This is a genomic window from Bacillus sp. FSL K6-1005 (assembly GCF_038000225.1).
GTDB classification, from domain to species: domain Bacteria; phylum Bacillota; class Bacilli; order Bacillales; family Bacillaceae; genus Bacillus; species Bacillus mojavensis.
This window is the reverse complement of record NZ_JBBOBP010000001.1, coordinates 2694530-2719013: the sequence shown is the minus strand read 5'-3', so window position 1 is coordinate 2719013 and position 24484 is coordinate 2694530. Positions and strand designations below refer to the sequence as shown.

The window sequence follows — 24484 nt, the reverse complement described above, 5'->3', positions numbered from 1 at the left end:
AAGGAGAGGACATGTGATGGAAAAAACGATTCAGGTATTCTTATCAGGGGATTCCACCGTAAGCGACTGTCCGCCGCATGAAGCGCCGATGGCAGGCTGGGGGCAGGTTTTCGGTCAATTGTTCACTGAACAGGTGAAGGTGTGCAATCACGCCAAAGGGGGAGCAAGCACCAATTCATTTGTTGAGGAAGGAAGGCTTCAGACGATTGCTGAGCGTATATCCCAAGGTGATTATTTGTTTATCCAATTCGGCCACAATGACCAGAAACCGCGGGGAACGAAACCATACTCGACGTATCAGCAATTTCTCACTTTGTTTGCGGACACAGCGCGTGAAAAAGGCGCGCAGCCTGTGTTCGTTACATCGGTGCAGCGGCGCCGCTTTGATCAAAACGGAAGGATTGAGCACACGCTCGGTGAGTATCCGGATGCGATGAGAGCGTTAGCGAAGGAGCTTGATGTGCCGGTCATTGATTTGCTAACGAAAACGAAGGCGCTTTATGAAGCATACGGCCCGGAGGAGTCAAAGCGTTTGTTTATGTGGTTTCAGCCGGATGAACATCCGAATTATCCAGACGGCATTGAGGATAATACGCATTTTTCAGAAGAAGGGGCCATGGAGGTTGCGAAGCTCGTTGCCGAGGGCATCGAAGAAATCGGCTTTCCGCTGAAGGATCATCTCGTAAGCCGGGAGGGGAAAAAACATGTATAAAGAAGGCGCGTGCCTGTACCGCAATCCGCTCCGTTCAGCAAGCGATGTGAAAGACTGGCGGATGGAGGGAGGCGGGCACGTCTCGTTCGAAGATCAGCGTATGCACCTGTCACATGTAGAGGACGAAGTGCACTTTGTTTATTGGTGCCCAGAAACATTTCCCGATGGCATCATTGTGAAGTGGGATTTTTACCCGATTGAACAGCCGGGGCTGTGTATGCTGTTTTTCGCGGCTGCCGGCATCGGAGGCGAGGACTTATTTGACTCGCGACTCAAGAAAAGAACAGGAAAGTACCCCGAATACCATTCCGGAGACATCAATGCGCTCCATCTGTCGTATTTCCGCAGAAAATACCCGGAGGAAAGAGCGTTTCGCACCTGCAATCTAAGAAAAAGCCGCGGTTTCCACCTCGCTGCACTGGGAGCTGATCCGCTGCCTTCTCCGGACGACGCTGTTTCCCCGTATCATATGAAGCTCATTAAGGATAAAGGATATGTGCATTTTTCGATCAATGATCTGCCCATTCTGGAGTGGCAGGATGACGGAAGCACATTCGGGCCTGTGTTAACGAAAGGAAAAATCGGGCTGAGGCAAATGGCGCCGATGAAAGCCGCTTATCGTGATTTGTCTGTGCACCAAGCGGTGAGAGGATGAAGACGACTGTGACGGATGCGCTTTATGCAGGCTGTGAAGCGGTTGTGAAAATCGCGTGGCTGAACGGGCTGTGGCTGTTGTTTACACTTTTGGGCGGCGTTCTTTTCGGATGGGCGCCGAGCACAGCCGCGATGTGTGCCGTCATACGGAAATGGCTGATGGGGCATAAAGATGTCCCGGTATTTGCGTTATTTCTGGATACCTACAAAAAAGAGTTTCTGAAGGTCAATGTGATTGGACTTGCGTTTATTGCTCTTTTGCTTATGTTGTCCGCCAATTATTATTATTTTTCGGCAAGTGCGGATTGGCTGTCCTTTACTGTGACGAGCTGCACACTCTTGGCGGGGCTTTTGTACACCGTCGCGCTCATGTATGTGTTCCCTCTTTATGTGCATTACGAGCTTCCGCTTCGCCAATATATTCCGCAAGCGCTGCTGTTTGGCGCCATGCGGCCGCTGACCACCGGCTGCATGTTGATCGGCTGCGGATTTGTGCTTTACTTGCTGTATACGCTTCCGGGTCTGATCCCATTTTACGGCCCTAGTTTATTTGGGCTCGTGTCGATGTTTTTTGCTTACAGAGGGTTTCAAAAAACAGAGGCCCGGCACCGTCATCAGGCCGGGTAAACAAAAAAATGACAAACCGGCAAAAAAGTGCAGCCAACCAAAAACGTTTATGCAAAAAAGTGACATTGAAGACAGCTTCTTAAGCGCATAAAATCCAATTTAAGTAAGCGCTTACAGATCGATGATAAGGAGCTGTCTGATGATTAGACGAAGAAAAAGCATGTTTACCACTCTCACACTGTTGGTGTTGTTGATGATGGGGGGTTCTGTGTTTCCTGTCAAAGCAGAAGGAGCGGCGCGGCAGATGGAAGCGCTGAACCGGGGCCTTGTGGCAGTCAAGACGGAAGGCGGCATTTTTGTCAGCTGGCGGTTTCTTGGGACAGAAAACGCATCCGTGGCGTTTAATGTGTACAGAGACGGACAAAAGCTGAATGCTTCGCCTGTCAAATCCACGAATTATATCGATAAAAACGGATCTGCGGGCTCAACGTATTCCATTCGGGCTGTTGTAAACGGTACCGAGCAGGCAGCTTCTGAAAAAGCCTCTGTATGGGCACAGCCGTATCACTCCGTTCCACTTGATAAACCGGCTGGCGGCACGACGCCAAAGGGCGAAGCCTATACCTACAGTGCCAATGATGCCAGTACGGGTGATGTGGATGGCGATGGGCAGTATGAGCTGATCCTCAAATGGGACCCGTCCAATTCAAAGGATAATTCACAGGACGGCTATACGGGTGAAGTGTTTGTTGATGCGTATAAGCTGGACGGAACAAGATTATGGCGAATCGGTCTCGGCAAAAACATCAGAGCAGGCGCACACTACACTCAGTTTATGGTGTATGACCTGGATGGTGACGGAAAAGCGGAAGTGGCGATGAAGACCGCTGACGGAACAAAAGACGGCACGGGAAAAGTGATCGGAAATGCGAATGCCGATTACAGAAATGAGCAGGGGCGTGTGCTTTCTGGTCCTGAGTACCTGACTGTCTTTCAAGGTGAAACGGGGAAAGAGCTTGTCACTTCAAACTTTGAACCGGCACGAGGGAACGTATCGGATTGGGGCGACAGCTACGGCAACCGTGTCGATCGTTTTCTTGCGGGCATTGCGTATCTCGACGGGCAGCGGCCGAGTCTGATTATGACTAGAGGCTATTATGCCAAAACCATGCTTGTTGCGTATAACTTCAGAGACGGAAAACCGTCAAAACTCTGGACGCTGGATTCCTCTCAGTCGGGAAATCAAGCGTTCGCCGGACAGGGCAATCACAATCTAAGCATTGCGGATGTTGACGGAGACGGAAAGGATGAAATCATCTTCGGCTCAATGGCTGTTGACCATGACGGCAAAGGCATGTACTCGACAGGCTTAGGCCACGGTGATGCCCTCCATACCGGGGATCTTGATCCGAGCCGGCCGGGGCTTGAAGTATTTCAGGTTCATGAGGACAAAAACGCGCAATATGGCTTATCCTTCCGGGATGCCGCGACAGGAAAAATCATTTGGGGTGTTCACGCCGGCAAGGATGTAGGCCGGGGGATGGCCGCTGATATTGATCCGCGCTATTCGGGACAGGAGGTTTGGGCGAACGGTTCTCTTTACACATCAAAAGGCGCCAAAATCGGCAGCAGTGTGCCGTCGTCAACCAATTTCGGCATCTGGTGGGACGGTGACCTGCTGCGGGAACAGCTGGACAGCAACCGAATCGATAAGTGGGATTATCAAAACGGCGCATCGAAAAATATGCTGACTGCTTCAGGCGTGGCCGCCAACAACGGCACAAAAGCAACACCGGCGCTTCAGGCTGATCTGCTCGGTGACTGGCGGGAGGAGGCTGTGTGGAGAACCGAGGACAGCAGTGCGCTCCGCATCTACACCACCACCATCCCGACCGAGCACAGGCTGTACACGCTGATGCATGACCCTGTTTACCGGCTCGGCATCGCCTGGCAAAATGTCGCGTATAACCAGCCGCCGCATACAAGCTTCTTTTTAGGAGACGGCATGGCGGCACAGTCTAAACCGAATATGTATACGCCTTAACAGAAGGGGGGAAGGAACGGGCCGCACGCTTGGCCCGTTCCCATTTAAAATGAAACCAAAAAAGAGGCAGATGGAGTACTTGACCAGAGGCTTAATTGCGGTCAAGACGGAGCAGGGCGTGTTTGTCAGCTGGCGTTTTCTCGGAACGGATCATGAGACGACGGCTTTTCACCTTTATCGGGATGGAGATCGGATCACTGGCAAACCGATTGAGGACAGTACCAATTTTCTGGATGAAAAGGGAACGGAGGACTCTCTCTATCAAGTGGCGGCTGTTTATAAAGGCCGTGAAGAAAGGCTTTCGAAGGAAGCCCCCGTTTGGCGGGAAAATGTCCTAGAGGTGCCGCTTAACAAACCGGAAGGCGGTATCACGCCGGACGGAAAGCCGTACACGTACAGCGCCAATGATGCGAGCGTCGGAGATGTGGATGGGGACGGAGAATATGAAATCATCCTGAAATGGGACCCGTCCAACTCAAAAGATAACGCTCACCATGGATATACCGGAGACGTTCTCATTGACGCCTATAAACTGGACGGCACTTTTCTGTGGCGCATCAACCTCGGCAGAAACATCAGAGCGGGTGCCCATTATACGCAGTTTATGGTCTATGACTTAGACGGTGACGGAAAAGCAGAAATCGCTATGAAAACAGCCGACGGCACAATAGACGGCAAAGGAAACATCATCGGTGACGAGCATGCTGATTACAGAAATGAGCAGGGCCGAATTCTGTCAGGTCCGGAATATTTGACAGTGTTTAAAGGGGAAACCGGTGAAGCGCTCACGACTGTCGATTATGAACCGCCTCGGGGAAAACTGGAGGATTGGGGAGACGGCTACGGCAACCGCATGGACCGTTTTCTCGCCGGAATCGCTTATTTGGATGGAGAGCGGCCGAGCCTGGTGATGGCACGGGGCTATTATACGAGAACAGTACTCGTCGCTTATGATTTCCGGAACGGCAGGCTGAAAAAACGCTGGACGTTTGATTCAAATCAGCCGGGGCATGAAGCATACGCGGGACAGGGAAACCACAGCTTGAGCGTGGCTGATGTTGATGGAGATGGAAAAGATGAAATTATTTACGGCGCCATGGCGGTCGATCATGACGGAACTGGTCTGTACACGACGGCACTCGGACACGGAGACGCCATGCACGTCGGTGATCTTGATCCGTCACGCAAAGGGCTTGAAGTGTTTCAGGTTCATGAGGACGCAAGCAAGCCGTATGGGTTGTCGCTGCGTGATGCCGGAACAGGTGAGGTGTTATGGGGCGTCCATGCCGGAACAGATGTCGGCAGAGGAATGGCTGCTCATATTGACCCTCTGTATAAGGGGTCGCTTGTCTGGGGAATCGATCCGCCGGGCAATGATGGAATGTCATATGGGCTCTATACGAGCAAAGGAGAAAAAATCAGCGACAAAGCGCCTGCTTCAGCCAATTTCGCCATCTGGTGGGACGGAGACTTGGTCAGGGAGCTTTTGGATCATGATTGGAATGGAACGATCGGCAAACCAAAGATTGAAAAGTGGGATGCTGAAAACCGCTGTTTAAAAACGATTTTTCAGCCGGAAGATGTGCTGTCCAACAACGGGACAAAAGGAAACCCGGTTCTTCAGGCCAACCTGTTCGGAGACTGGCGGGAAGAGGTCATTTGGAGAACCGAAGACAGCAGTGCGCTCCGTATCTATACAACGACACATTTTACCCATCACCGTATTTACACGCTGATGCACGATCCGGTTTACAGGCTCGGGATCGCTTGGCAGAATACAGCGTACAACCAGCCGCCGCATACAAGCTTTTATCTCGGAACAGGGATGAAAAAACCGCCGAAACCCGCTCTGTACATAGCGGGAAACAAAGCGGAGACCCCGCTTTAGGAGGAATGTATGGGATACGAAGCAAAGACTGAACGCTATGACAAAATGACCTATCACAAAGCCGGGCGAAGCGGATTAAGACTTCCCGCTATCTCTCTCGGCCTCTGGCATCAGTTCGGCGATGCCTATTCTCCGGAAAACGCGCGGTCCATGTTGAGAGCTGCATTTGATGCAGGCATTGTCCATTTTGATCTGGCCAACAATTACGGCCCGCCGCCCGGCTCCGCTGAGGAGATGCTCGGGCGCATGCTGAAAACGGATTTTGCGCCTTACCGTGATGAACTCATCATCAGCACTAAAGCCGGCTATGACATGTGGAAAGGGCCGTATGGCAATGGCGGTTCGAAAAAACATTTGACTGCCAGCTTGAATCAAAGCTTAAAGCGGCTGGGGCTTGATTATGTGGATCTCTTCTATTCGCACCGTCCTGATCCTGAAATGCCGCTTGAGGAAACGATGGAGACGCTGGCGGGCTTTGTGAGCCAAGGAAAAGCTTTGTATGTCGGACTGTCAAACTACAGTCCTGAAGAGACTGAGCGCGCGGCCGAACTTTTACATCAACTCGGCGTTCGGCTCGCCATTCATCAGACGCAATATTCAATGTTTCACCGAGATCCGGAAAAAGGGTTGCTTGATGTGCTGGACAAAAAGGGAGCCGGCTGCATCGCGTTTGCGCCGCTTGCTCAAGGGCTTCTCACGACAAAGTACGTTTCAGGCATCCCGGAAACATCAAGAGCAAAGGATGCGAACAGTCCATTCCTTCAGACGGAGCACATAACCGAAAGGGCGGTCAGTAAGGCGCAAAGGCTGAATAAGATTGCGAAAGAACGGGGACAATCGCTCCCGCAAATGGCGCTCTCATGGCTTTTGAAGGATGCCCGGATGACCTCCGTTTTAATTGGAGCAAGCCGGGCGCAACAAATAGAGGAAAACGTTCAAGCCTTGCAATCAGCGGACTTTTCAAACGAGGAGCTTTCTGCCATTGAGTTAATATTAAGTGAAAAAAACGAGGGGGAATGAGGTATGGCAAATCATATTTATCTTGCTGGTGATTCGACTGTCCAAACGTATGGAGAAAGGACAAATCAAGGGGGCTGGGGGCAGTTTCTCGGTTCGCATCTGCCGGAGCATACTCAGGTGATCAATAAAGCGATCGGCGGCAGAAGCTCAAAAACCTTTGTGGAGGAAGGCAGGCTTCAGGCGATCCTTGATGTGATCGAGCCGGATGATTGGCTGTTTGTGCAGATGGGCCATAATGACGCGTCGAAAAACAAACCTGAGCGCTACACTGAGCCCTATACCACCTATAAACAATATTTAAAGCAATATATCGCAGGCGCGCGGGAAAAAGGCGCCCATCCGCTTCTCATTACCCCAGTAGCCCGCTTTCATTATGAAAACGGCGTGTTTTTGAACGACTTTCCTGATTATTGCATTGCCATGAAGCAGACGGCTGCTGAGGAAAATGTCCAGCTTATTGATCTAATGGAAAAAAGCCTCGCTTTCTTTACTGAGAAGGGCGAAGAAAAAGTATACACCTATTTTATGGTTTCTGAGGGGATTGACGATTACACGCACTTTACAAAAAAAGGCGCAAATGAAATGGCAAAACTCGTAGCGAAAGGCATGAAGGAGCTCGGACTGCCATTAACAGAATCTATCGTCAAAGAAGGGTGAAGGACTTGGGGAAAAAACTATATCACGGCGCATGCTATTATCCTGAATTATGGGATGAAGACACGATTCAGCAGGACATTGACAGGATGCGGGAGGTCGGCATCAATGTTGTGCGAATTGGTGAATTCGCCTGGTCTGTGATCGAGCCGGAAGAAGGAAACATTGACGTGAGCTTTTTTAAGGAAATGATCAAAAGGATGTATGACAACGGCATCGAAACGATTATGTGCACACCGACGCCGACACCGCCTATTTGGCTCTCGCACGGACGGCCGGAGCGAATGCACATTAACGAAAAAAGAGAGGTGATGGGGCACGGCTCCCGTCAGCATGCGTGTACAAATAACCCATATTTCCGAAAAAGAGCCGCCATCATCACCACAAGCATCGCCAAAGAGCTGGGACACCTGCCGGGGCTGATCGGCTGGCAGCTCGATAATGAATTTAAATGTCATGTGGCTGAATGCATGTGTGAGACGTGCCTAAGCTTATGGCATGAATGGCTCAGAAACCGTTACGGTGTGATTGAACGGTTAAATGAAGCGTGGGGGACCGATGTGTGGAGCGAAACCTATCAAACCTTTGAGCAGGTGCCGCAGCCGGGTCCGGCCCCGTTTTTGCATCACGCTTCATTGCGCACGATGTATCAGCTGTTTTCGATGGAGATGATCGCTCATTTTGCGGATGAACAGGCGAAAATCATTCGCAGTTATTCGGATGCGCCGATCACTCATAACGGCTCGGTCATGTTCAGCACAGACAATGAGCGGATGTTTCAGAATCTCGATTTTGCTTCCTATGATACGTACGCTTCCCAGGATAATGCATCTGCATTTTTATTAAATTGTGATATTTGGAGGCATTTCAAAAAAGACCGCCCGTTTTGGATTTTGGAAACAAGTCCGTCGTATGCAGCATCGCTCGAAAGCTGTGCCATGCCGCACGCCGATGGGTATTTACAAGCTGAAGCCGTGTCTTCTTACGCCTTGGGGAGCGAGGGATTTTGCTACTGGCTGTGGCGCCAGCAGCGTTCAGGCAGCGAGATTTCACACGGTTCCGTCCTTAGTGCATGGGGAGAGCCGACGATCGGTTATCAAAACGTTTTGGCGGTTGAGCGGGCAAGAAAGAAAATCGAACCGATCATTCTTTCTACTGTGCCCGTGCAGGCTGATGTTGCGATGACCTATTCCGACAGGGCGAAAGTGTTTCTGAAAACAGAACCTCACCGGGGACTCCAGCACCGAACGCTTATCACACACTTTTACGAGCGCATCCTCAACACGGGCATTCATCGTGATCTCGTTCCGGAAGGCTTTCCGCTGGAGGGCTATCGTGTGCTGTTTACGCCATTTGTGCCTTATCTGTCCTCTGCTTTTATCAAAAAAGCTTCCGCATTTGCTGAAGAGGGCGGCATATGGATTGCCGGGCCACTGACGGGAGGGCGTACGGGCGAGCATACGGTTCATACCGATTATGGCCTTGGAGAACTGGAGAAAACAGCCGGAATCAAAACGCTGTTTACGTTCCCGATGAACGAGGATGCAAATACAGGAAAAGCGTTTGGCATGACGGCGCCGCTCGGACTGTGGAGCGCGGTGTTTGATGCAGGGAGCGGAAATACTCTCGGCACAGTTGAATCCGGGCCTGGTGCCGGCCATGCCTTTCTGTCAGAACGAGAGCACGGCAAAGGGAAAATCGTCTTGCTCGGCTCGCTTCCATCAGGCAAAAAAGGAGATGCGATGCTGGAAGCACTCGTCAGGCATTATGCGGGAGAAGCAGCAGTTTCTATCAGATCCGATGTCACCCCCGGCACGATTGTTGCCCCGAGAAAAGGAGAAAACGGCCTCGTTTGGATCATCGTTAATATGAATGGAAAAGGCGGAAGTGTGACGCTTCCAAAAGAGGGGACCGACCTTTTGGCCAATCGTTCAGTCGGAGCCGGGAGACTGTCAGTCGGACCACACGAATACCGTGTGATTCAGTTTGATAATCGCAGCTGATTCTTTGCATTGAATCAGCTTTTTTATATGGAAGGAGAGAACCGATGAAAAAGATTAAATGGCTATCAGAACAACCTCAGCTGAAAAGCGGTGTAACGTGGGGGGTGCCTTGGAAAAAAGGAGAATTGAAAAAGGGAGACTGTCTGGCGCTTATCAATGCAAAGGGTGAAAGCGGCTATGTGCAAAGCGAGCCGTCGGCCTATTGGCCGGACGGGAGCATCAAATGGACGAAGCACGCGGCTGTGTTCAGTCAACAAACCGATACAAGCTTTACCCTGCAAAAAGAAGAGACCCAGCCGCCAGCGAAAAAGCTCATGATCCACGAGTCAAAGGATGCAATCCAAGTGGATACCGGAGCGCTTGTCTGCACTGTGAATAAAACGGGCTCCGACATCATTCAATCGCTGGTGATGAACGGAAAGCCGATCGCCGCAGGCGGGCGGCTGATCGCAATAAAGGAAACGAGAAAGGAGATGGCGGCGGAAAAGGTTTTTTTTCATGAAACATCGGTCAGTCTTATCAAACGTGTGGTCATTGAACAGAGAGGTCCTGTAAAAGCAGTCATCAAGATGGAGGGGGTTCATCTACTCCAAAAGACAAAAGAAGAGTGGCTGCCCTTTATCATCAGATTCACATTTTATGCCGGGCTTTCAGAGATGAATATCATGCACACTCAGCTGATCGACAGGAATTTCAAACGAGAGTTCATCAAAGGGCTTGGCATGCAGTTTGACCTCTTTTTACAGGGAGAGCCGTACAACCGCCATTTCCGTTTTGCGGGGGACAAAGGCGTTTATAAAGAACCCGCCCAGCTGTTTGGCACCCGCAAATGGAGTGAACGGTATCCTCTTTATCAGCGGCACATCAATGGCGAACCGATTTCTCCAAGTGAAGAGCACAAGGAATGGTTTGCACACGGCGTGCAGAACGCAGTTTGGAATGATATGAAACTCGTTCAGGACTCCAGCGATCATTACCGTCTGGCAAAACGGACCGGCAAGGAATATTCGTGGGTTGACGTGCTGCATGGCAAGCGGGCGAAGGGGCTTTGCTATGCGGGCGGCGAAAATGGAGGGGTAGCGCTCGGTCTGCGGTATTTTTTTGAAAAATATCCGTCATCACTTGAGATAACAGGTCTTGCCGGTGATCAACCGAACATGACCGTCTGGCTCTGGCCGCCAGACGCGGAAGCAATGGATTTCAGGCATTATACAGGGAACACCCATGTCGTCAGCGCGTACGAAGGGTTTGATGAGATGCGTTCTGATCCGACAGGCATTGCCAACACAAACGACATCAGCTTGTCATGCTTCTCTCAGATGCCGTCAGATGACGTGCTGAATGCGTTAGCGGACAAATGGCAGGCACCGCCATTGCTCATTTGTGAGCCGGACGTTTATTACGAGTCAAAAGCGCTTGGCGTTTGGAGTGTGATCGATACGGCCGATCCGGTCAAAAAAGAGCTGGAAGAACAGCTGGACGCCGCCTTCTTGTTTTATCAAAAAGAAGTGGAGCAGCGCAGATGGTACGGGTTCTGGAACTATGGGGACGTCATGCATACGTATGACCCGATCCGGCATATGTGGCGGTATGATCTCGGCGGATACGCGTGGCAAAATAATGAACTCGTTCCGACCTTATGGCTGTGGCAGGCGTTTTTCCGCTCCGGCAGAGAGGATCTGTTCCGAATGGCAGAAGCAATGACCCGCCATACAAGTGAAACCGACTGTTTTCATCTCGGAGAATATGCGGGGCTTGGCTCCCGACATAACGTGGTGCACTGGGGATGCGGCTGCAAGGAAGCGAGAATCAGCATGGCCGGCCTTTATAAATTCTACTATTATCTGACGGGGGATGAGCGCACGGGAGATCTTTTGACAGAAGTGAAGGACGCCGATGCCGCCCTAGTAAACACCGATCCGATGCGTGCCTTCTACGAGAAAGGAGAGCACCCGACTCACGTCAGAACGGGGCCGGATTGGGCGGCGTTTTGCTCGAACTGGCTGGCGGAATGGGAGCGGACTGAGAATCCTGAATATCTGAGGAAAATCCAAACGGGCATCAGCTGTCTGAAACGCCTGCCGCTTCGCTTATTATCAGGTCCGACGTTTGAATATGATCCGGCGACGTCTATGCTTCATCATATGGGAGACGGCATCGCGGGCGGTTATCATATGATCATTGCGTTTGGCGCGCCGCAAGTGTGGATGGAGCTGGCTGAGCTTCTCGATGACCGCGAATGGGAGGAAATGCTGAGTGAATTTGGCGAGTTTTACACATTCAGTGATGAAGAAAAACGCAAAAAAAGCGGAGGTGTGCTCCATGACGGGCACTTTCACTGGCCATTGTTTGCGGCTGGTATGACAGCCTATGCTGCGAGAAAAAAACAAGACCATTACCTCGCCGAAAAAGCGTGGAATCTTTTGCTCGACCATAAACTGAGCCATACGCCGCTTCCTATCAAACCCGTGCCAATCGAGACATGGACTCAGCTTGAAGAGCTTCCGTGGGTAACGACAAACACTATATCTCAATGGTGTTTAAATGTCATTGCGGCACTTGAATTAATAGGTGAATACCTCCCTGCAAAAAAAGATACATCCTGCAAAAAAGGATAACAGCCTTCATTCTATAGGAAAAATGATGCAAAAAATGAAGATTGCAGGAATTTATGTAAGCGCTTTATATTAGGGGTGGCAAAGGTGAAATGAAAAGGAGAAAAAGGGGGACTGACGCATCATGAAAAAAAGAATACGAAAAAAATGGCTCGCTCTACCGCTCGCTGCCATGATGATAGCCGGGTGCAGCAATTCAGAAACATCCAATTCAGCGAGCGATTCAAAAAACACGATCAACATCATGGCGCCGCTGCTGTCACCGGAAAGCCCGAGTGATAAAAGCCCATCATTAAAAGCGTTAGAGAAATACACAGGCAAAAATATTAAGGTCACATGGGTGCCTGATTCATCCTACAACGATAAATTTAACATCGTCATGGCCTCTGGAGAGATGCCTCATGCGATTGTGATTAAAGATAAGTCAGCCGGCTTTATCAAGTCTGTCAAAGCGGGCGCTTTTTGGGAGCTGTCTCCTTATTTAAAAGACTACAAGAATGTAAGCCAGGCTGATGAAAAGATACTTAAGAACAGCTCAATAAATGGCGAGGTGTACGGGGTCTACAGATCGAGAGACTTGATCAGAGCCTGTATGATCATCAGAACCGACTGGCTCAAAAACGTCGGACTCGATATGCCGGAAACGCTAGATGATTTTTATGAAGTGCTGAAGGCCTTTAAGGAAAAAGATCCTGACGGAAACGGCAAGGACGATACGTACGGCATGGTCGTGCCGAAATGGATGGGGCTTGGCAACGGAAGCCCGTGGGATGTTCTGCAAATTTGGTTCGGCGCCCCGAATCGCTACGGCGTTGAAAACGGGAAGCTCGTGCCTGATTTTACAACGAAGGAATATATGGAGGCGCTCACCTTCTTTAAGAAGCTGTATGATGAAGGGTTGATCAACAAGGATTTTGCTGTTATGGATTCGGCGAAGTGGAATGACCCGGTTGTAAAAGGAAAAGCGGGTGTCATCGTTGATACAGGCTCCAGAGCGTCGCAAATTCAAAGTGCCATGGAAGAAGCGGATGAGTCGAACAAGGATGTCATTGATATCGTCGGCACAGTAGAAGGACCAAAAGGCAAGCGCACCTTCCCGACATCAGGATATTCAGGCATGATTGCGATACCAAAATCAAGCGTGAAAACGGAAAAAGAGCTGAAAGAGGTACTGTCCTTCCTTGATAAGCTGAACGATAAGGAAGCACAGATTCTGACCAACAACGGAGTGGAGGACCGAAATTATGAGCTGAAGGACGGCGTATTCACCTCTCTTGAAAAAAGCAACAAATCCCTCCTGTATGAGCATGAAGGCTTAGCCCAGTTCAGCATGTCCATCCCGAAAAGCGAGTACTACATCGAAGATCAGAAAACAAAGCTCTTCCAGCATCGCAAGGACATCATCACGAAAGGAGAAAAAATAGCCGTCTTTAACCCGGCGGAGTCGCTTGTCTCCGGTGTCTATACCCAAAAAGGAGCCCAGCTTGACAACATCATTCTTGATGCGAGAACGCAATTTATTATCGGAGAAATCGATGAAAAAGGCTTCAAGGATGCGGTGAAGCTTTGGGAAAACAGCGGCGGCAATGAACTGATGAAGGACTTAAACAAATTGTATCAAACGTCAAAATAAACCGATGCGCCTGCCGTTCGGCGGGCGCGCCGGTATCACGAAAGGAGAACAGATATGGAAACGGTGCCGAAGAAGGGAAACGCACCTGTTCTCACCGCTGAGAAAGGCATCAGCTGGATGGCTGCGCTCAAAAGAGACAAATGGCTTTATCTTCTTCTTATTCCCGGTCTGCTTTATTTTTTGGTTTTCAAATACCTGCCGATGTGGGGCGTTCTCATTGCATTTAAGGATTATTCGCCATATCTAGGCTTCTGGAAAAGCGAATGGGTCGGTCTTGATTATTTTAAAGACTTTTTTATGAATCCGGATTTTTTCCGGCTGCTGCGCAACACGCTCATGCTGGCAAGCCTTGATCTGCTCTTTGCCTTTCCTGCGCCGCTCATTTTGGCTTTGCTGTTGAATGAGCTGAGGAAGGCTGTGTATAAAAGGTGCGTTCAGACCCTTATTTACGTGCCCCATTTTGTCTCATGGACAATCGTGGTCAGCATCACCTTTGTTTTCTTTACAGTCGATACAGGCGTCATCAACAAAATGGTCATGAGCCTGACGGGGAATCAGGTTTCTTTCTTATCAGACGCTGACTGGTTCCGGCCGATGATTGTCATGCAAAGCATATGGAAGGAGACAGGCTGGGGAACGATTTTATTTCTCGCCGCTTTGGCAACGGTGGATCAGGAGCAATATGAGGCGGCGATCATGGATGGGGCCGGCCGGTTCAGGCGGATGTGGCATATTACGCTTCCGGCAATCAGGAGCACCATCATTGTACTTTTAATTTTACGGATCGGAAGCTTTTTAAATATCGGTTTTGAACAGGTGTATTTGATGACAAACTCGCTCAACCGCAGCGTGGCCGACATCTTCGACACGTATGTTTACATGATGGGGATTACCCAAGGCGCATACAGCTACAGCACGGCTGTCGGTTTGTTTAAATCGGTTGTCGGGATTATCTTAATTTTCGGTGCCAATTACATCGCGAAAAAGTTCGATCAGGAAGGATTGTTTTAGAGGAGGGAGAGTATGGCTGACATACACACGATGCACAACACAAAAGCCGGACGGGTATTTGATGTCTGCAACATTCTGTTTCTCGGCGGCGTCGGCGCGATTACCATTTTGCCGTTTTTGTATATTATCGCAGGTTCCTTTGCGACAGAAGCTGAGCTGGCTCAGCGCAGTTTCTTTATTTTCCCGGAAACCTTTACCCTTGACGCTTATCGGTACGTGTTTTCGACACCGACGTTTATCAGAAGCATGGGCGTATCCATCTTCATCACTGTTGTCGGGACAGCCGTGCAATTGTTTTTCACTTTTACGATGGCGTATCCGCTGGCGAAGCGGCATGTGAAAGGACGGAATCTGCTGTTAAACCTGGTGATTTTCTCGATGCTGTTTTCCGGGGGGATGATTCCGACGTACCTTGTCGTCAAATCACTTGGGTTGCTGGATTCCTATTGGGCGCTGATTCTGCCGATGGCGATCAATCCGTTTAACCTCATAATTATCAAAAACTTCTTTCAGCAGCTGCCGCGGGAGCTTGAGGAATCAGCAAAAATTGACGGCTGTTCAGAAATCGGCGTCTTTTGGCGGATCGCCTTGCCGCTGTCAAAGCCGGTCATTGCCACTTTTGCGCTGTTTTATGCGGTCGGGATTTGGAATGATTTTTTCCATGCTCTCTTATATATCAATGACAGTGCAAAATGGCCGCTGCAAATGGTGCTTCGCCAGGTCACGATTTTATCGGACTTAACGGCGACCAATGGCGATACGATGCAAAATACCATTCCGCCGGAGCAGGGAATTAAGCTTGCTGTCATCGTCATCGCGACCATACCGATACTGGCGGTTTATCCATTTTTACAAAAACATTTTGCCAAAGGCATGCTGATCGGTTCTGTGAAAGGCTGAGAAAGGGAGTGTTTCATATCAGTACGTTAGATCAGATCAAAATCGCGTATATCGGCGGAGGCTCCCAAGGCTGGGCTCGAAGCTTGATGAGCGATTTGTCCCTTGATGAACGAATGTCAGGCACGGTGGCGCTCTATGATCTGAATTTTGAAGCGGCAAAGAAAAATGAAATCATCGGCAATCACAGCGGGGACGGCAGATGGAGGTATGAGGCGGTTTCTACTTTGAAAAAGGTATTATCCGGTGCAGATATCATCATTATTTCGATTTTGCCGGGTACCTTGGATGACATGGAATCGGACGTTCATCTGCCTGAGCGATACGGCATCTATCAATCGGTTGGTGATACTGTCGGACCTGGGGGAATCATGAGAGGTTTGCGGGCCGTTCCGATGTTTGCAGAAATTGCCCGGGCAATAAGAGACTATGCCCCCGAATCATGGGTCATCAATTATACAAACCCAATGTCTGTGTGCACGAGAACGCTGTATAAAGTGTTTCCCGGTATAAAAGCGTTCGGCTGCTGCCACGAAGTATTCGGCACGCAAAAACTGCTGGCGGAGATGGTTACAAATAGGCTTGGACTAGAGGTGAAGCGGCGTGAAGACATTCATGTTCATGTGCTGGGCATTAACCATTTTACATGGGTGACAGCAGCTTCTTACCGGCATATTGATCTGCTGCCTGTTTTCCATGATTTCTGTGCGCATTATGCCGAATCCGGCTATGAGCTGGAGGGAGAAAGCTGGAAGGACAGCGTATTTCGCTCTGCACACCATATTGCATTTGATTTATTTGAAACATACGGTGCCATCCCCGCTGCGGGTGACAGGCATCTGGCTGAGTTTTTCCCCGGTTGTTATCTCAAACAGCCTGAGACATGGAAGTTTCACCTCACACCCATATCCTTCAGAAAACAGGACAGAGACCGGAAACAAAAAGAAACGGATTACATGGCACAGCAAAAACGGGGTGTTGAGAGGAAAGCATCAGGAGAAGAGGGCGTGAACATCATGGCGGCACTCCTCGGGCTGGGCGAACTTGTAACAAATGTGAATCTGCCGAATCAAGGCCAGGTCGCTCATCTGCCATTAGATGCGATCGTGGAAACAAACGCATTTATTACCCGCAACCGTGTCCAGCCGATTGTTTCCGGAGCGCTGCCGAAGGGTGTGGAACTGCTGGCGGCACGACACGTATCCAATCAGGAGGCAGTGGCGGAAGCGGGGTTAACAAAGGACCGCGGTCTCGCTTTTCAAGCGTTTCTCAATGACCCGCTTGTCACACTCGACCGCCATGATGCGGAGCAGCTTTTTGACGATATGCTGTCAAAGCATCAGCCGATTTTATAATAGCAGACAGTGACCGTTTAGAAATAATGCAGTTGACCATAATGATAGTAGCTCTTAAGAAGTAGGTGCTATCAACATGGGAGATTATCTCAGTGTAGCGGCAGAATTAGTTTGCGGTTTGGGTATTTTATTTGTCATTTTGAAGTTTCTCGGAAAAACCCAATTCTCTCAAATCACTCCGTTTGACTTTATTTCTGCTTTGATTTTAGGGGAACTGGTCGGAAATGCAGTGTATGATCATGAAATTAAGATCAAAGAGATCATTTTTGCTTCACTGCTATGGGGATTGCTGATTTATCTGATTGAATTCATTACCCAAAAAATAAAGGGCTCCAGAAAGTTCCTGGAAGGTGAACCGAGTATTGTCATTCATAGAGGGAAGCTGAAATATGAGATGCTAAAGAAAAACAAGCTCGACATTAATCAGCTGCAGAGCCTTTTAAGGCAGGCAGGCTGCTTTTCCATACAGGAAGTGGAATATGCCATATTAGAAACAAACGGGATGGTCAGCGTTCTTCAGAAATCCGATTTTGGCAATCCGACGAGAAAAGATATGAATCTTCCGCCGCAAGATGTGTCTTTGCCCACCACGTTAATTCTTGATGGAGAGATTGTGTATGACAACCTGCAAGAAGCGGGGGTAGACGAACAATGGCTGCGGCAAACGCTGAAAAAGCAGGGAATTGAAAAGACTGAGGATGTGTTATTTGCTGAATGGCATGCTAATAAACCGCTGTACGCCGTCACATTTGAAGAAAGCAGATTTTCATGAAAAAAAGAGCTTGCGGCACAGCCCAAGCTCTTTTTCCCGTTATTGATGAGTCCCTTGTTTGACAGCTCTCACGTGATACATGCTCACTTCAGTGCCAATCATATAGTCAGGCTTTGGCTTGCCTTTGTTCGCTTTATGCCCGGCGATATGCGCATCGCTTTTTTCCCACTGCTTCCAGTGATCCTCGGATTCCCAGCGGATCATGACAACGACTTCCTCATCGCCGCGGCGGACGTTTTTCTCAAGCACGGTCACATCAATTAAGCCTTCCTGTTTTTCAATGATTCCTTCAGCGCTGAAACGGTCAATCACCTGATCAGCATGGCCCTCTTTTACCGTCATTTTTCTCAACTGAACAAACATTTATCTCTCCCCAATCACACTCATATATCCGTTATTGTAAATGAAATTCATTCTCAATGTCAAAAAAAGAGCACGGCGGAGCATTTTCTCCGCCGCCGCACTTATGCTTTCAATCAAAACTCATTGCCGTCCTCGTCCTGAAATTGAACAAAGGTGCCCCACTCCATTTGGTTCGGCTCACTGAGAATTCTACACTGTTTGCCCTCATTCAATCATATGAACCAAAGATGCCTTCACACTCAAAGACAATAGAAGCCTTCTTGTGTTCGGCTCCTTTCATCATCGCTTTCGGATAAATGACTAAACGACTCTGTGCCCCTGCAGGCGCGACCTCCAGCCAGCTTGCGTTTGGTCCATCGGATGGTCCGCCACAATGTCGATTTGTTGATCATAGGGAGACCTCCAATTCAATAAATATGTATATCTTAACCTGTTAAAGCTAATGGAACACAGAAAAATCAGCCGGAAGAACCGGCTGATTGACCATTAATATGAACAGCTTACGACATCTATATGTTTTGTGTCCAAGGCGTAATAAAACCAGCGATGGTGTGAGGCATCCCAATAAAAGCCGCCGACGGATTCTCTTCCAAGAATGATTGGGAAGAACCAAAATGAGCTGCCGTTGGTTAACCAAACATAGGTAAATCGGAAGAGACAAGGCTGAATGAGAACGGGTTCAACTAAATAAGCTGCCCCATGCAAGCCCTGAGGCTTTTGCGGTTTTGCCGGCTTTTTATGAGGCGGAGGCCCTTGCGGCGCTCCTCCACCAACACCCGGCACGGCGCCTCCGCCGATACCAGGCACGGCACCTCCGCCAATACCAGGCCCAGCACCTCCGCCAATTCCCGGCACGGCGCCTCCGCCGATACCAGGCCCAGCACCTCCGCCGATACCAGGCCCAGCACCTCCGCCAAATCCAGGTACGGCGCCTCCGCCAATACCAGGCCCTGGATATCCAACTGGGTAGCGGTAATCATATTCTACTGGGGACCATGGATCATAGATCGGCCCATCATACATATATGGATCATAATACATATCATAACGTCCTTTCTCAAGTAAACTGTACATTTGACAGGATATGAAAGTGGGCTTATATTGGTGAATCTGCCTATGGATAGAATTGGCATGCGCTCAGTGTGCAGAATCAATCTATTTTTCCCTAGTCCCATTCACAATTTCGATTTATAATTTTATAATATAAGAGCTTCTATTACGAAAAAGGAGACAGACCGTGAATATCGATCAAAAACTATATCAATATATCATAGACCATACGGCTGACATTACTGAGAAATGGTTCAGTTTACGGAGACAGCTGCAGGGCGAATTATATTCCGCCGAGCATTTAAGTGAAGATACGAAAAAGCTTTTGACGGAGCAACATACGTTTACTAATATAACAATTGCAAGTGCATTCCTGGAGGAACAAACTGAATTTCAAGACAATATGGCAAAATGGGCGCTGAATGTTGCGAAAAAAAGAGTAGAGCAAGATGTTCCGGTGCATGAGGTCGTTGAAGCCATATCAAATTCAAGAATCGCATTCTGGGATGCTGTTGTTACGTTTATAAAAGAGCATCGGGATATCGTCACAAATGAGGATGCTGACCGCTGGAACCGTATTGTGAATCAGTCTTTCGATAAGCTGATTATTGAGTTTTCCGAGCAGTATCAAAAATTTATGCTGATGAGGCTCACTTCTCAGCAGGAATTAATCAGTGAATTAGGCTGTCCGGTGATTTCCATTGCGGATGGAATCGGCATATTGCCGCTGATTGGCTCTGTCGACACAAAACGTGCGCAGGTAATTTTAGAGACAGTGCCGGTCCGATGCATTGAGAGAAAAATTACAAACCTTGTAGTCGATCTTTCCGGCGTCCCGATTGTGGATACAATGGTTGCGCAGCAATTGTACAACCTGTCGAAAACACTTTTCTTACTTGGCGTCAAAGCCGTTTTTTCAGGTATTCGGCCGGATGTCGCCCAAACATCGATTCAATTAGGGCTTGATTTCAGTGAATATGAAACATACGGCTCGTTGAAGCAGGCGCTTGAAAACATGGGCGTCCGCTGTATTGTTGAGGAATTGGAAGAAAACTAAGATGAAATCTGATGAGGCATATGACCGTCCCTTGATTGGGTGATCATATGCCTTTTTGATTTGAATGGAAATCACCATTGATTTATTGGAAAAAACATAATATTATAATTCTTATAAGAATACTATGAATTAAAACTGAACAGGGGGGAAGGTCATTGCTTTCAAAAACAACCGTTGATCCGAAAGTGATTGAAAAAATCATCAGCTCGTTGGAAACACTGGATTTCGGCACCGTTCAAATCACCGTACATGATTCCCAGGTCACCCAGATTGAGAAGGTGGAAAAGCACCGTTTCTCACTGAAAAGCAAAGAATCGAAGTAAAAGAGGTGTTTTAAAGGTTTTTGTTCGACATTAAATTCTCCTTAAAACATATACATATTTCATCCATTTTTTATATAATAGACCTTTAAGATCATTTCTTAGGAGGATTTTTGACATGCAAGCTACAGTTCATGAGAGTAAGCATTCGATCATGCAGCGCATTTTGACAGTGTTTATCTTTACACTGCTGATCGCAACCGTCGGGCTGTACATCGGCCAGTTTATTCCTGTCGCTTTGATGCTGCCGCTTTCGATCCTTGAAGTGGCGATGATCATTATCGCCTTCTGGATGCGCAGAAGAAAAGCGGTCGGGTATGCGTTTGTTTATACATTCGCCTTCGTTTCCGGCATTACCCTATTTCCGATTGTCAGCCACTACGCTTCAATTGCCGGCGCCTATGTGGTGCTTGAAGCGTTCGGATCTACATTTTTAATTTTTGCCGTGCTCGGTACAATCGGCGCAAAAATGAAGAAGGATTTATCGTTCCTGTCGTCGTTTCTGCTCGTAGCGCTCATCGCACTAATTGCGGTTGGCATTTTCAGCATCTTCAGCCCGCTGAATTCCGCGGCGATGATGGCGTATTCCGTTATTGGAACCATCGTCTTTTCCCTTTACATCTTGTATGATTTGAACCAAATCAAACACCGCGATATTACGGAGGACTTAATTCCGGTTATGGCATTATCGCTGTACCTTGACTTTATCAACTTGTTCATCAACCTGCTTCGCTTCTTTGGCATTTTAAGCAGTGATGATTAATCAGTAAGCGCCTGTCATTGAGATAGGCGCTTTTTGTAACGGTTGGCGTTTTTTTATGTACAGTGGCGTGGCAAAGGTGTCCGGCATTTTTACATCTGTTCTGAGCGGCATTGTGTTTGTGATCAACGGCATATTTGTCACCGTGCTTAAAAAAAGTACTGTAGCCTGTCCAGATCGGACGGGTTTTTTAGTCTTTAAACACGCTTAGCTTTTCAAACATATCACTCAGCATATTCACGAACATGTCTTTTTCCTCATTGCTGTAGTTCTCCATTACTGCGGAAATCCTGCTGAAATGGCCGGGCAGAAATTGCTCCAGCCGTTCTTTGCCTTCCTTTGTCAGCTCAATGCTGATTTTTCGTTTATCCTCGTTGTGATGCCTGCGCCGGACAAATCCATCCCTCGTCAGTCCGTCAAGCAGGCCGGTAATCGTTGCCTTCGTGACGTTTGATTGCTTGGCGAGCTCCGTCGGGCTTAACGTGTGGTCCTTTGCGTCGAACAAAAGCATCAGGATTTTAAATTTTCCTTCAGACAATCCGCGTCTGGCGAAATAATGCTCCATCACATGATTCATTTTTTTCGAGATATCAAACAAAGATAAAAACAATTCAAGAGAGCCGGCGTCCACATTGGAATACGTCTCGGCGTGTTCTGTTATATGCTTGTATTTCGGTAAATGTTTTAATTCCATCACGATATGCTCCCGTACGATTGTCGTGACACGATTATAATGGAGGGAAAATCAGAATGCAACCTGTGTTGGAGGTGATTGACAGCTGTTTGCCGGACATAGTAAGGTAATGTAGTTAGGCGCCTAACTACATACAGCGAACTGAAAAGGTGGTTATCAACATGAAACATATACTGATAGTGGGAGGCGGAATTGGCGGGCTGTCGGCAGCCATTTCTCTCAGGAAAGCAGGTTTTTCCGTCACCTTATGTGAAGCGGCTACAGAAAACCGCAAGACCGGCGCGGGGATTCTCCAGCCGCAAAACGCACTGGCGGTGTTAAAGGAGCTGGGCGTATTTGAAGAGTGCTGCGAGCATGGATTTCAAACAGCGTGGTTTAAAACATTCGATAAGCAGGGGAATCTGTTATTCAAAGTCAGTGAGTCTTTCTTAGATGATAAGCTTCCGGGCCGCAATAATATCCTGAGAAAAACGTTAAATGACATTCTCATCAAGCATGCCGAAGCTTCGGGCGCAAGGATTTTGTGGGGGAAAAAGATTGTGGCTTATGAAGAAACGCCTGAAGCGGTTACTGCCGTATGTGATGATGGAGAAAAGATGCAGGCTGACATTCTGGCGGGCTTTGACGGCATTCATTCCATTGTGCGGGATACCATGCTGCAAAAAGAAATAGAAAAAGAGTTTCTCGGCATGGGGGCGTGGCGCTTTTATATCGAGCTTCCCGACTACACATTTGAGGACGCGACATTGATGTACAGAAGCGGAGAGACACAAATTGGCGTCGTGCCATTGGCGGAACACGCCGGCTATGTCTTCGTCCTCCAGCCTTGCACGAGCGATTACTGGGATGAGGAAGAGACCCGGTTTGATAGACTCAAAGAGATCCTCTCAGGCTTCCCGGGGCTTGATTTTGTCACAAAGCATATGTCAAAAGAACACCCCATCATTTTTAATAAACTGGAGCAGGTCGCCGTGCAGGAGCCATGGTACAAAGGCCGCGTCGTCATCGGAGGAGACGCCGCCCACGCCGGAGCGCCGACCTTGGCACAAGGAGCGGCCATGGCCATTGAAGATGCGATTGTGCTTTCCGAAGAGCTCAAAAAGCATGACGACCTCGAAACCGCGTTTCAGGCATACGACGAAAGAAGAGCACCAAGAGCGCTCAAAGTGCAGGACTTATCTTCAGAAATCGTCCGCCGCGGGCTGAAAGGAGAGCCGGGAGCGGAAGAGCTGATTGGGGAGTGCTATGCGGTGTTGAGGGAAGGATATTAAAAAGGAAAAGTCCAGAATTGAATTCTGGACTTTTTATTCTTGCTCTGTTTTATTCCGTATCCGCTCAATCACTTCATGCAGCCCCTCCGGTTTATAAAACTCCACCGGCGAACTGCCCTTCTCAAACGAAATCGTCTCCGCTTCAATCAGCGCGACATAGCGCCCGTTCACTTTTGCGAGATGAATCGATTCGCCAAAATCAGCTAGCAATCCTTTAATCTCGGTTTCTCCGACTTTCATTTTCAGCTCGGCCTCCGGAGTGTGCTCGATGATCTGGGCGGAGGCTTCGATCACTTGATGTGTGTCGAGACGCTCTTGGATTTCCCGTTTTTCGCTCGCTTCCCAGATTTCGATGTCTTGTTCAAACTGCTTGAGCTCTTCGCTGTTGTCCTCAAATGTCTCATAGACGTGTTCCTGCACCATGTTCATGACCTGGGTTTTCATGATTTCCGGCATTGATTCACCGTACTCAACGAATTTCAGGAAATCCTCGAAATAGCGGGCGTGCGAGGCCTGGTGGATTTTCAGCTCGCCTTCCTCGATCATTCCTTCCTCCGGCATGAACGGGTATTGGATGCTCTTCATGTTTTTTGTCGTAATGGCCATTTCGACTTTTTTAATGAGGGAAGACGCGTCTGAGATGCGGGCGACCTTCGGCTCAAAATCACATTTCATAATGAAGACAAATGACTCGTCGAAGTATTTTCTCGGCACAGCCGAAGCGACTAAGAATACACCGCCGCGGACCGCACTCGTGTCGAGGTACGTGCGGACGAACTGTTCGCTCAGCTCGTTAAAGTCCTCTTTTGTTTCCGCCAGGCGGGCGCGGTTGAACAAGTTGTAGTTCGGGTTGGAATCCAGCTCGTGGCCGGGCTCGACGATAAAGTGGCCGATTTTCGTCGGCACCTGCTCGGATGGCGGATGGCGGTCGGCTTTCCGTTTGACGATTTTTTTCAGCTCTCCGTCAAGAAAGTCCTTCAGCTCGCTTTCTTCAAACTCCTCTGTATCAAGGGTCTGGAAGTGCTTGAATTGCTTGTTTGCCTGCTCATCCTTGCCTTCCACCTGTATGACATAAAAGGATAAAAATCGAATTTCAAAATCCATATGTGAACTCACCTTATTTGCGTATTGTACAGCTTCTCAA

Annotated in this window: 22 protein-coding genes and 1 pseudogene; 18 read left to right on the top strand and 5 right to left on the bottom strand. The window is 48.7% G+C overall.

Annotated features, from left to right (window positions below; all coding sequences use genetic code 11):
• Positions 1-13: 13 nt before the first annotated feature.
• The 14 genes from NST16_RS14275 (at position 14) to NST16_RS14210 (ending at position 17825) form a co-directional block, all read left to right on the top strand.
• The gene (locus tag NST16_RS14275; protein ID WP_340887231.1) at positions 14-712 is read left to right on the top strand and encodes a rhamnogalacturonan acetylesterase; all 699 of its coding nucleotides are present in this window, start codon (positions 14-16) and stop codon (positions 710-712) included.
• Positions 705-1367, top strand: a complete 663-nt coding sequence (locus NST16_RS14270; protein WP_326196909.1) for a YesU family protein — start codon at positions 705-707, stop codon at positions 1365-1367. Before NST16_RS14275 ends, NST16_RS14270 begins: the two co-directional genes overlap by 8 nt.
• Positions 1364-1993: a YesL family protein gene (locus NST16_RS14265; protein ID WP_168747151.1), complete on the top strand. Its 630-nt coding sequence runs from the start codon at positions 1364-1366 to the stop codon at positions 1991-1993. Before NST16_RS14270 ends, NST16_RS14265 begins: the two co-directional genes overlap by 4 nt.
• Before the next feature lie 139 nt (positions 1994-2132).
• Positions 2133-3977, top strand: coding sequence for a rhamnogalacturonan lyase (locus NST16_RS14260; RefSeq protein WP_445684595.1), 1845 nt, complete (start codon positions 2133-2135; stop codon positions 3975-3977).
• Between the two features lie 49 nt (positions 3978-4026).
• The gene (locus NST16_RS14255; RefSeq protein WP_340887228.1) at positions 4027-5865 is read left to right on the top strand and encodes a rhamnogalacturonan lyase; all 1839 of its coding nucleotides are present in this window, start codon (positions 4027-4029) and stop codon (positions 5863-5865) included.
• Between the two features lie 9 nt (positions 5866-5874).
• A complete protein-coding gene (mgrA, locus tag NST16_RS14250) occupies positions 5875-6885 on the top strand; it encodes an L-glyceraldehyde 3-phosphate reductase (RefSeq protein WP_340887226.1) in 1011 nt (336 codons plus the stop codon).
• Positions 6886-6888: 3 nt separating this feature from the next.
• Positions 6889-7542 (top strand): rhamnogalacturonan acetylesterase, encoded by a 654-nt coding sequence (locus tag NST16_RS14245; RefSeq protein WP_326192372.1) that lies wholly within the window; start codon positions 6889-6891, stop codon positions 7540-7542.
• 5 nt (positions 7543-7547) lie between these two features.
• Positions 7548-9542, top strand: a complete 1995-nt coding sequence (locus tag NST16_RS14240; RefSeq protein ID WP_340887225.1) for a beta-galactosidase — start codon at positions 7548-7550, stop codon at positions 9540-9542.
• A 44-nt stretch (positions 9543-9586) separates the two neighbouring features.
• Positions 9587-12160, top strand: a complete 2574-nt coding sequence (locus tag NST16_RS14235; RefSeq protein ID WP_340887223.1) for an exo-rhamnogalacturonan lyase family protein — start codon at positions 9587-9589, stop codon at positions 12158-12160.
• Positions 12161-12281: 121 nt separating this feature from the next.
• Positions 12282-13790 carry an extracellular solute-binding protein gene (locus tag NST16_RS14230; RefSeq protein WP_340887221.1) on the top strand — a complete coding sequence of 503 codons (1509 nt, stop codon included), beginning with the start codon at positions 12282-12284 and terminating at the stop codon, positions 13788-13790.
• Positions 13791-13844: 54 nt separating this feature from the next.
• Positions 13845-14801: an ABC transporter permease gene (locus tag NST16_RS14225; RefSeq protein WP_010333313.1), complete on the top strand. Its 957-nt coding sequence runs from the start codon at positions 13845-13847 to the stop codon at positions 14799-14801.
• A gap of 12 nt (positions 14802-14813) precedes the next feature.
• Complete coding sequence (locus NST16_RS14220; RefSeq protein ID WP_010333314.1) at positions 14814-15701, top strand: carbohydrate ABC transporter permease; 888 nt, start codon at positions 14814-14816, stop codon at positions 15699-15701.
• An 8-nt stretch (positions 15702-15709) separates the two neighbouring features.
• Positions 15710-17053, top strand: coding sequence for an alpha-galacturonidase LplD (gene lplD / locus NST16_RS14215; RefSeq protein ID WP_340887219.1), 1344 nt, complete (start codon positions 15710-15712; stop codon positions 17051-17053).
• A gap of 76 nt (positions 17054-17129) precedes the next feature.
• On the top strand, positions 17130-17825 hold the full coding sequence (locus NST16_RS14210; protein WP_010333316.1) for a DUF421 domain-containing protein: 696 nt from the start codon (positions 17130-17132) through the stop codon (positions 17823-17825).
• Positions 17826-17864: 39 nt separating this feature from the next.
• Here NST16_RS14210 and hmoA read toward each other — a convergent pair whose 3' ends face one another.
• The 3 genes and pseudogenes from hmoA to NST16_RS14195 all read right to left on the bottom strand — a co-directional run bounded on the left by hmoA (position 17865) and on the right by NST16_RS14195 (position 19229).
• Positions 17865-18188: a heme-degrading oxygenase HmoA gene (gene hmoA, locus NST16_RS14205; protein WP_340887217.1), complete on the bottom strand. Its 324-nt coding sequence runs from the start codon at positions 18186-18188 to the stop codon at positions 17865-17867.
• 113 nt (positions 18189-18301) lie between these two features.
• Positions 18302-18566 (bottom strand): annotated as a pseudogene (locus NST16_RS14200) (VOC family protein); the annotation flags it as partial.
• Between the two features lie 108 nt (positions 18567-18674).
• A complete protein-coding gene (locus NST16_RS14195; protein WP_340887216.1) occupies positions 18675-19229 on the bottom strand; it encodes a hypothetical protein in 555 nt (184 codons plus the stop codon).
• Between the two features lie 196 nt (positions 19230-19425).
• Here NST16_RS14195 and NST16_RS14190 point away from each other — a divergent pair, with 196 nt between their 5' ends.
• From NST16_RS14190 to NST16_RS14180, 3 genes are all read left to right on the top strand, one after another.
• A complete protein-coding gene (locus NST16_RS14190; protein WP_340887215.1) occupies positions 19426-20295 on the top strand; it encodes an STAS domain-containing protein in 870 nt (289 codons plus the stop codon).
• Positions 20296-20450: 155 nt separating this feature from the next.
• Positions 20451-20618, top strand: a complete 168-nt coding sequence (locus tag NST16_RS14185) for a YezD family protein (protein ID WP_010333321.1) — start codon at positions 20451-20453, stop codon at positions 20616-20618.
• 115 nt (positions 20619-20733) lie between these two features.
• Complete coding sequence (locus NST16_RS14180) at positions 20734-21378, top strand: Bax inhibitor-1/YccA family protein (RefSeq protein ID WP_010333322.1); 645 nt, start codon at positions 20734-20736, stop codon at positions 21376-21378.
• 187 nt (positions 21379-21565) lie between these two features.
• Here the strand turns inward: NST16_RS14180 and NST16_RS14175 are convergent, their stop codons facing one another.
• Positions 21566-22069, bottom strand: coding sequence for a MarR family winged helix-turn-helix transcriptional regulator (locus NST16_RS14175; protein ID WP_010333324.1), 504 nt, complete (start codon positions 22067-22069; stop codon positions 21566-21568).
• A gap of 161 nt (positions 22070-22230) precedes the next feature.
• On the opposite strand from NST16_RS14175, the gene NST16_RS14170 reads away from it, so the two are divergent.
• Entirely contained in the window at positions 22231-23340 is a 1110-nt protein-coding gene (locus tag NST16_RS14170; protein ID WP_340887214.1) for an FAD-dependent oxidoreductase, read from the top strand.
• Between the two features lie 33 nt (positions 23341-23373).
• Here the strand turns inward: NST16_RS14170 and NST16_RS14165 are convergent, their stop codons facing one another.
• On the bottom strand, positions 23374-24444 hold the full coding sequence (locus NST16_RS14165) for a DUF3900 domain-containing protein (RefSeq protein ID WP_229148847.1): 1071 nt from the start codon (positions 24442-24444) through the stop codon (positions 23374-23376).
• Positions 24445-24484 lie beyond the last annotated feature (40 nt).

Coding starts and splice junctions, on each gene's coding strand:
- NST16_RS14270 (WP_326196909.1), top strand. CDS start 705: ATGTATAAAGAAGGCGCGTGCCTGTACCGCAATCCGCTCCGTTCAGCA.
- NST16_RS14265 (WP_168747151.1), top strand. CDS start 1,364: ATGAAGACGACTGTGACGGATGCGCTTTATGCAGGCTGTGAAGCGGTT.
- NST16_RS14260 (WP_445684595.1), top strand. CDS start 2,133: ATGATTAGACGAAGAAAAAGCATGTTTACCACTCTCACACTGTTGGTG.
- NST16_RS14255 (WP_340887228.1), top strand. CDS start 4,027: ATGAAACCAAAAAAGAGGCAGATGGAGTACTTGACCAGAGGCTTAATT.
- mgrA (WP_340887226.1), top strand. CDS start 5,875: ATGGGATACGAAGCAAAGACTGAACGCTATGACAAAATGACCTATCAC.
- NST16_RS14245 (WP_326192372.1), top strand. CDS start 6,889: ATGGCAAATCATATTTATCTTGCTGGTGATTCGACTGTCCAAACGTAT.
- NST16_RS14235 (WP_340887223.1), top strand. CDS start 9,587: ATGAAAAAGATTAAATGGCTATCAGAACAACCTCAGCTGAAAAGCGGT.
- NST16_RS14230 (WP_340887221.1), top strand. CDS start 12,282: ATGAAAAAAAGAATACGAAAAAAATGGCTCGCTCTACCGCTCGCTGCC.
- NST16_RS14225 (WP_010333313.1), top strand. CDS start 13,845: ATGGAAACGGTGCCGAAGAAGGGAAACGCACCTGTTCTCACCGCTGAG.
- NST16_RS14220 (WP_010333314.1), top strand. CDS start 14,814: ATGGCTGACATACACACGATGCACAACACAAAAGCCGGACGGGTATTT.
- NST16_RS14210 (WP_010333316.1), top strand. CDS start 17,130: ATGGGAGATTATCTCAGTGTAGCGGCAGAATTAGTTTGCGGTTTGGGT.
- hmoA (WP_340887217.1), bottom strand. CDS start 18,188: ATGTTTGTTCAGTTGAGAAAAATGACGGTAAAAGAGGGCCATGCTGAT.
- NST16_RS14195 (WP_340887216.1), bottom strand. CDS start 19,229: ATGTATTATGATCCATATATGTATGATGGGCCGATCTATGATCCATGG.
- NST16_RS14180 (WP_010333322.1), top strand. CDS start 20,734: ATGCAAGCTACAGTTCATGAGAGTAAGCATTCGATCATGCAGCGCATT.
- NST16_RS14175 (WP_010333324.1), bottom strand. CDS start 22,069: ATGGAATTAAAACATTTACCGAAATACAAGCATATAACAGAACACGCC.
- NST16_RS14170 (WP_340887214.1), top strand. CDS start 22,231: ATGAAACATATACTGATAGTGGGAGGCGGAATTGGCGGGCTGTCGGCA.
- NST16_RS14165 (WP_229148847.1), bottom strand. CDS start 24,444: ATGGATTTTGAAATTCGATTTTTATCCTTTTATGTCATACAGGTGGAA.